This window comes from Corynebacterium sp. ACRPQ (assembly GCF_022347225.1).
Lineage (GTDB): Bacteria > Actinomycetota > Actinomycetes > Mycobacteriales > Mycobacteriaceae > Corynebacterium > Corynebacterium tuberculostearicum_D.
The window spans coordinates 23974-30076 of sequence record NZ_JAKRNF010000022.1 but is presented as its reverse complement, the minus strand read 5'-3'; the positions used below and the strand labels follow the sequence as shown (position 1 = coordinate 30076).

The window sequence follows — 6103 nt, the reverse complement described above, 5'->3', positions numbered from 1 at the left end:
AACCGGCACACACCAACCAACAAACCACTAAGCCTGCTGGCAGACAAACCAATCAACACACAACCATGCACACAAAAAATAAAAAGTACATTGGCACACTATTGAGTTCTCAAACATCATCCACACACCACAAAAAATTAACTTTCCGTTAACCTCTCGTTGGCGGCTCGTACAAACTTACTCAAATCATTGAACCCTGTCAAATCCTTGAACCAAGCCCGTACAAAATTCGCAAAGAAGTAACCTCCCGGCTACCTCGCGGCGACTTGGATTAATGTAGTCCAACCCCTCCAACAATGACAAATCCCCAGCACACGACGAAAAACGGTGTGCTGGGGGCGTCGTTAAAAGAGTTCTTCTTCTTGAGTTCTTTCAATTGTGGCGCCGAGGCGCTGCAGGTTTTCTACAAAGTTGGGGTATCCGCGGTCGATGTGGAAGACATCGTGGACCGTAGTGGTTTCATCCGCGCACAGTGCAGAAAGTACAAGACCCGCACCCGCACGAATATCGGAACTCCACACGTGAGTAGAAGAGAGCCGTTCTTTACCGCGGACTACTACATGGTGACCGTCAACCTGGGCGTCGGCACCCAAGCGCAGCATTTCATCCACAAAGCGGAAGCGGGATTCAAAGACATTCTCCGTAATGACGGTCGTTCCGTCCGCAATGGCAGAGATACCAATAGCCATCGGCTGCAGGTCGGTGGGGAATCCCGGAAATGGCAGGGTCTGGTAGTCCACGGCCTGCGGGCGCTGATCCATGCGCACGCGGAAGCCATTCTCATAAGTCTCTAGTTCCGCGCCGGCAGACTTCAGCTTTTCTAGCGGCAAGTGCAGGTGGCGCGGGGAAATTCCACCCACGGTGATATCGCCTTGGGTCATAGCCGCGGCATACGCCCAGGTGCCTGCCACAATTCGGTCACCAATAACCTCATGCTGGGTGGGCTGCAGCTTATCGACGCCGCGGATGGTCACCACCGAGCTTCCCTCGCCCTCGATATCGGCGCCCATGGACTTAAGCATGGTGCACAGATCGACGATTTCAGGCTCGCGAGCTGCGTTATGGAGAACGGTTTCCCCTTCAGCGAGGACCGCAGCGGTAAGGATATTTTCGGTTGCGCCTACGGACGGGAAGTCCAAGCGGATATTCGCACCCCGCAGGTGTGTAGCCTCTGCCACGACGGCACCATGCTCAATACGGGTGGTGGCACCGAGCTTTTCCAGGCCGGTCTGGTGCATATCGAGCGGGCGGGAGCCAATTGCGTCACCACCAGGCAACGCTACCTTCGCGTGGCCACAGCGGGAGGTCAAAGGCCCGAGCACGCAGACGGATGCGCGGAATTGGCGGACCGCGTCAAAATCCGCGTTGGATTGCGGCTGTGCAGGGGTAGTAATCCGGACCTCAGAGCCCTCGATGGCTACCTCGCAGCCAAGCCCCTCGAGGACCTTCTTCATGAGGGGGACGTCCAGAATTTCTGGGCAGTTGGTCAGCGTCGTAGTGCCCTCCGCCAGCAAGGATGCGGCCATGAGCTTCAAGACGCTATTTTTCGCGCCATCTACTTTAACGGTGCCCTCTAGGCGGGCACCGCCGGAAACAATAAACTGATCTTTCACAACTGCCTACGCTACCGGTTCTTAGGGCAATGCGCCGATACGACGGGCAGCATTAACAGCCTCGTAGCGGGTATGCGCACCGAGTTTGCGCATTACCGAGCGCAGATAAGACTTCACGGTTTCTGCGCCGATACCCATTTCCTCGGCCGCTTCTACGTTGGTATGGCCTAGCGCCACACAAGAGAGCACGTCGAGCTCGCGGGCGGAGAGCTTGGTGGATTGCTTCACGCGCACCGGCGAGACCATCTGGTCACACAGCGTCTCTAGCTCCTTGCGCAGCTCTTCGTCTTCTACGCGGTTGGCCAGCATGCGCAGCTTGGAGTGAGTGGAGCGGACCTGTTCCCACTCGGCGCCGTTCATGACGTGGCCGCGGGCGGCTCCGCCCTTGGACCCATCGGCACGGCGCATGGCGGAATTAACGGCCAGGTCTTGCTCGAGGGTGCGCGCGGTCATCGTCACTTCTTCAATGACCTTGTCGCCCAAACGAACTGGGGAGTGCACGCCTACGTAGAGGACGCCGCGAATTTCGCGCTGCACAGTAACGGGCACTGCCACGATGGAGTGCAGGCCCTCATCTTGGATTACGCGGTCGTTCTCGTGCGAAATGGTGGTGGCACGAGTGTAGTCGGATACACCTACCGCGCGGCGAGTGCTGACCACTCGCCCACCTACACCGACGCCGGAGTCAATGATCAGATTCTGCAGCGCTGGGGTGCGTAGCCCCACCCACTGTGTGATCTGCAGGCGATTATCGGGCAGCAGCGTGGCGTACATCGTCACCGGAATACCTGTAGCGGTCTTCAGGGACGACAGGGCCGCGCGTACGGATTCTTCATCATCTTTGAGGCGATGCGACTCCATGAGACTCTTTCCTCGTCGGGGGTAACCAAGCAGGTGTACCCGTCCTCCCCCGGGAATTTGGGGACCAGCGGGCAACTGAGTGGAAGTATAGACAGCATGTGGGGGTAATTCGAAATCGCCCTCGCCTTATCCGGCGCTGCAATCCCACATGAAATGCCCGAATGTCCGGTCTAGAATTTATATACTGACTGGTCTACTTGTGTAGTGTACGCTTGCGTTGTACGCGATTTGAACCCAAATCTGATTCCCAAAGGAGTCCACAGAATGGCTGTCTACAACAACATCATGGAAACCATCGGCGGCACCCCGCTGGTCCGCCTGAACCGTATTACCGAGGGCAAGGGCGCTACCGTGCTTGCCAAGGTTGAATCCTTTAACCCGGCTAACTCCGTGAAGGATCGCATCGGCAAGGCCATCGTTGCAGCGGCCGAGAAGGCCGGCCAGCTCAAGCCGGGCGGCACCATCGTGGAGGCCACCTCCGGCAACACCGGCATCGCCCTAGCGCTGGCTGGTGCCACCTTGGGCTACAAGGTCATCCTGACCATGCCGGAGACCATGTCCAATGAGCGCAAGGTACTGCTGCGTGCTTACGGCGCAGAAATCGTGCTGACCCCGGGTGCTGCGGGCATGCAGGGCGCCGTCGACAAGGCGAATGAAATTGTCACCGAGAACGATAACGCCATCCTTGCCGCACAGTTCGCTAACGAGGCGAACCCGAAGATTCACGAGGAAACCACCGGCCCAGAGATTTGGGAAGACGCCGAGGGCAAGGTTGACGCCTTCGTTGCGGGCGTAGGCACCGGCGGCACCGTTACCGGTGTGGGCCGCTTCCTGAAGTCCAAGAACCCAGACCTGCACCTGGCTGCGGTAGAGCCGTCCGACTCCCCTGTCCTGTCTGAAGGCCACGCTGGCCCGCACAAGATTCAGGGCATCGGCGCTAACTTCGTTCCTGAGGTACTTGACCGCGAGCTTCTTGACGAAGTCTTTACCGCCACCACCGAGGAGTCCATCAAGGCATCCCGCGACCTGGCTACCCAGGAAGGCCTGCTGGTTGGCATCTCCGCCGGCGCCAACGTTTCCGCAGCTCTGAAGCTGGCGGAGCGCCCAGAGTTCGAGGGCAAGACCATCGTGGTTGTCCTGCCGGACTTCGGTGAGCGCTACGTCTCCACCATCCTCTTCGAGGACATCCGCGAAGCTTAAATTACTTCGCTTGAATAAAAGCACCCGCCAACCTTGGCGGGTGCCTTTTTTATGCCAGTACTATGTGGGCATGAACATTATGAGCTACATCCGTGAAGACTTAGCAAATGCAAGAGATCACGATCCGGCCGCGCGTGGCGACGTCGAAAATGCAGTAGTGTACTCGGGCCTCCATGCGGTGTGGTCTCACCGCATTTCGCACTGGATGTGGAAGCGCGGGCTGCGCGGGCCCGCGCGCATCTTGGCGCAGATTAACCGCTTCTTTACCGGCGTGGAGATCCACCCTGGCGCCACTATCGGCCGCCGCTTCTTTATTGACCATGGCATGGGCATCGTCATTGGTGAAACCGCCGAGATTGGCGATGGCGTCATGCTCTACCATGGCGTCACCCTCGGTGGCCAGGTGCTCACCCAGACCAAGCGCCACCCCACCATCGAAGACAATGTCACTATCGGTGCGGGCGCCAAGGTGCTCGGTCCCATTACGATCGGTGAAGGATCGGCCATTGGCGCCAATGCCGTGGTGACGAAGGATGTTCCCGCCGAAAATATCGCGGTGGGCATTCCGGCCAAGAACCGTCCGCGCAACCCGAATGAGCGCATCAAACTGGTCGACCCCGACTACTACATCTAAATTCTCTCCCAGCGGCTCACAGGCAACTGTGGGCCGCTTTTATATGCCTTCTGAGCGCAACAGGTCGCGGTATTCGGGATTCTTTTCTATAAAGTGTGCCACGGCGGAGCAGGAAGCAATAACTTGCTTGCCGACGCCCCGGGCGTCGTCAAGCGCGGCCTTAATCAGCGGCGCGGACAATCCTTGGCCGCGGAACGCATCTTTGATGACCGTGTGGTTGAACTCGCGGACCGTGCCGGCATCTACGTAGTGGCACGCGCCCGCCTCGACGCCGTCCACGGTAAGGACGTAACGGGACTTATCGGTCTGGTGTGCAATAGCGTGTTCCATGTGCCCATACTAAGCAAAAATGGCCCCTCTTACGAGGAGCCATTATTGTGGCCAGAGCCAGGATCGAACTGGCGACCCCACACTTTTCAGGCGTGTGCTCTACCGACTGAGCTATCTGGCCAGAAACCCGAAGGTTTCCGCGACCCTGACGGGACTTGAACCCGCGACCTCCGCCGTGACAGGGCGGCGCGCTAACCAACTGCGCCACAGGGCCATTTTTAATTATGTGTGCGCTCTTGGGCACGGATAGATACTTTACAGAAGACTCCCAAGACTCACCAAATCAGCACGTCAGAAAGCTATTTAGGCGGTGAAAGCGGATCTTTTCCACCCAAGTTCATCTCGAATCGTTTGTAGTCTTCCAGCGAGGAAAAGTGCCGCGAATAGAGGTCACAATCTCGATCCACATGACCGTAGAGGGTGGGTGCGACATCGACAATGTGGCGCAGCTTCAGGCCCTCATATTCCTGCTCGCGAGTCCATTCAACGGCCTTGCGGTGCGCCTCCTCATCCGAATTTGCATAGATGAGAAAGAAGTCCTCACGGAAGAAGTTAGAGTGCTCCGAGCCTTCGGAGGCGAGTTCAAAGACAGCGATTCCGACATATGGCTCCATGGCGCCAGCCTAGCAAAACCAAAAGCAGCAACCGCCGAAGCGATTGCTGCTCATTCTGCGACCTTGACGGGACTTGAACCCGCGACCTCCGCCGTGACAGGGCGGCGCGCTAACCAACTGCGCCACAAGGCCAATCGAATATTTAATTCGGCCCAACATTTTCGTGTTGGTACCCCCAACGGGATTCGAACCCGTGCCGCTGCCGTGAAAGGGCAGTGTCCTAGGCCGCTAGACGATGGGGGCCCGTCGCGCTAAGGCGACTTCTAGAAATATACTGGAGACCTCACCTAGTTACAAAATCGCTCCCCCAGAAAGATTAGGAACCATGTCTGACCAGCATCAAACGTGCTCCTGCCACGAGCCGCACGTGCACGGATATAACGCGGATTCTAAGAGCAAGGATCGCTACCTCGCCAGACTCAAGCGCATTGAGGGGCAGGCGCGCGGCATCCACCGGATGGTCGAGGAAGACCAATACTGCATCGACATCATTACCCAGATTTCGGCGGTGAAGTCGGCGTTGGAAAATGTCTCGCTAGCGCTCCTGGAAGACCATATTGAGCACTGTGTGGCCGGTGCCGCCGCCGAGGACGGTGAAGTAGCCACCGAGAAGCTAGAAGAGGCCATGCGCGCCATTAAGAAGATGGTGAAAAACTAAAAGGAGCCACCCGAAAGGTGGCTCCAGTTGTGGGCCCTGTGGGGATCGAACCCACGACCTGCGGATTAAAAGTCCGTAGCTCTACCAACTGAGCTAAAGGCCCAACGTCGCTACATTTTAGCTTGCGGTATTTGCAAAGTCCTAATTAGGGGGCGTCGGCAAGCGAAAGGCGCCCAGCTCGCCGCTGAGCGCC

General features: G+C 57.7%; 7 protein-coding genes and 5 tRNA genes. 3 read left to right on the top strand and 9 right to left on the bottom strand.

The genetic code is table 11. The features are described from left to right. Nucleotides 1-344: 344 nt before the first annotated feature. Complete coding sequence (gene murA / locus MHY24_RS10925; RefSeq protein WP_239230593.1) at nt 345-1613, bottom strand: UDP-N-acetylglucosamine 1-carboxyvinyltransferase; 1269 nt, start codon at nt 1611-1613, stop codon at nt 345-347. A gap of 21 nt (nt 1614-1634) precedes the next feature. Continuing rightward, nucleotides 1635-2474, bottom strand: a complete 840-nt coding sequence (gene ramA / locus MHY24_RS10920) for an acetate metabolism transcriptional regulator RamA (RefSeq protein WP_005325834.1) — start codon at nt 2472-2474, stop codon at nt 1635-1637. A 264-nt stretch (nt 2475-2738) separates the two neighbouring features. On the opposite strand from ramA, the gene cysK reads away from it, so the two are divergent. Together cysK and epsC are read left to right on the top strand one after the other, a co-directional pair. After that, nucleotides 2739-3674: a cysteine synthase A gene (gene cysK, locus MHY24_RS10915; RefSeq protein WP_239230591.1), complete on the top strand. Its 936-nt coding sequence runs from the start codon at nt 2739-2741 to the stop codon at nt 3672-3674. Nucleotides 3675-3744: 70 nt separating this feature from the next. Further along, nucleotides 3745-4308 (top strand): serine O-acetyltransferase EpsC, encoded by a 564-nt coding sequence (gene epsC / locus MHY24_RS10910; RefSeq protein WP_034668818.1) that lies wholly within the window; start codon nt 3745-3747, stop codon nt 4306-4308. Nucleotides 4309-4347: 39 nt separating this feature from the next. On the opposite strand, the gene MHY24_RS10905 is transcribed toward epsC, so the two are convergent. The 6 genes from MHY24_RS10905 to MHY24_RS10880 form a co-directional block, all read right to left on the bottom strand. Continuing rightward, on the bottom strand, nt 4348-4638 hold the full coding sequence (locus tag MHY24_RS10905; RefSeq protein WP_239230589.1) for a GNAT family N-acetyltransferase: 291 nt from the start codon (nt 4636-4638) through the stop codon (nt 4348-4350). 48 nt (nt 4639-4686) lie between these two features. Next, nucleotides 4687-4759: transfer RNA gene (locus tag MHY24_RS10900), tRNA-Phe, on the bottom strand. Nucleotides 4760-4778: 19 nt separating this feature from the next. Then, nucleotides 4779-4852: transfer RNA gene (locus MHY24_RS10895), tRNA-Asp, on the bottom strand. Nucleotides 4853-4937: 85 nt separating this feature from the next. Further along, the gene (locus MHY24_RS10890) at nt 4938-5252 is read right to left on the bottom strand and encodes a DUF4288 domain-containing protein (RefSeq protein ID WP_239230587.1); all 315 of its coding nucleotides are present in this window, start codon (nt 5250-5252) and stop codon (nt 4938-4940) included. Between the two features lie 58 nt (nt 5253-5310). After that, nucleotides 5311-5384 (bottom strand) — tRNA-Asp (locus tag MHY24_RS10885). 35 nt (nt 5385-5419) lie between these two features. Then, nucleotides 5420-5495: transfer RNA gene (locus MHY24_RS10880), tRNA-Glu, on the bottom strand. 82 nt (nt 5496-5577) lie between these two features. On the opposite strand from MHY24_RS10880, the gene MHY24_RS10875 reads away from it, so the two are divergent. After that, nucleotides 5578-5910, top strand: coding sequence for a metal-sensitive transcriptional regulator (locus tag MHY24_RS10875; protein ID WP_005325826.1), 333 nt, complete (start codon nt 5578-5580; stop codon nt 5908-5910). 30 nt (nt 5911-5940) lie between these two features. Here MHY24_RS10875 and MHY24_RS10870 read toward each other — a convergent pair. After that, a tRNA-Lys gene (locus MHY24_RS10870) sits at nt 5941-6013 on the bottom strand. Nucleotides 6014-6103: the final 90 nt, after the last annotated feature.

Excerpts from the sequence above, each read along its gene's own strand:
- MHY24_RS10875 (WP_005325826.1), top strand. The coding sequence starts at position 5,578 with ATGTCTGACCAGCATCAAACGTGCTCCTGCCACGAGCCGCACGTGCAC.
- ramA (WP_005325834.1), bottom strand. The coding sequence starts at position 2,474 with ATGGAGTCGCATCGCCTCAAAGATGATGAAGAATCCGTACGCGCGGCC.
- MHY24_RS10890 (WP_239230587.1), bottom strand. The coding sequence starts at position 5,252 with ATGGAGCCATATGTCGGAATCGCTGTCTTTGAACTCGCCTCCGAAGGC.
- cysK (WP_239230591.1), top strand. The coding sequence starts at position 2,739 with ATGGCTGTCTACAACAACATCATGGAAACCATCGGCGGCACCCCGCTG.
- epsC (WP_034668818.1), top strand. The coding sequence starts at position 3,745 with ATGAACATTATGAGCTACATCCGTGAAGACTTAGCAAATGCAAGAGAT.
- MHY24_RS10905 (WP_239230589.1), bottom strand. The coding sequence starts at position 4,638 with ATGGAACACGCTATTGCACACCAGACCGATAAGTCCCGTTACGTCCTT.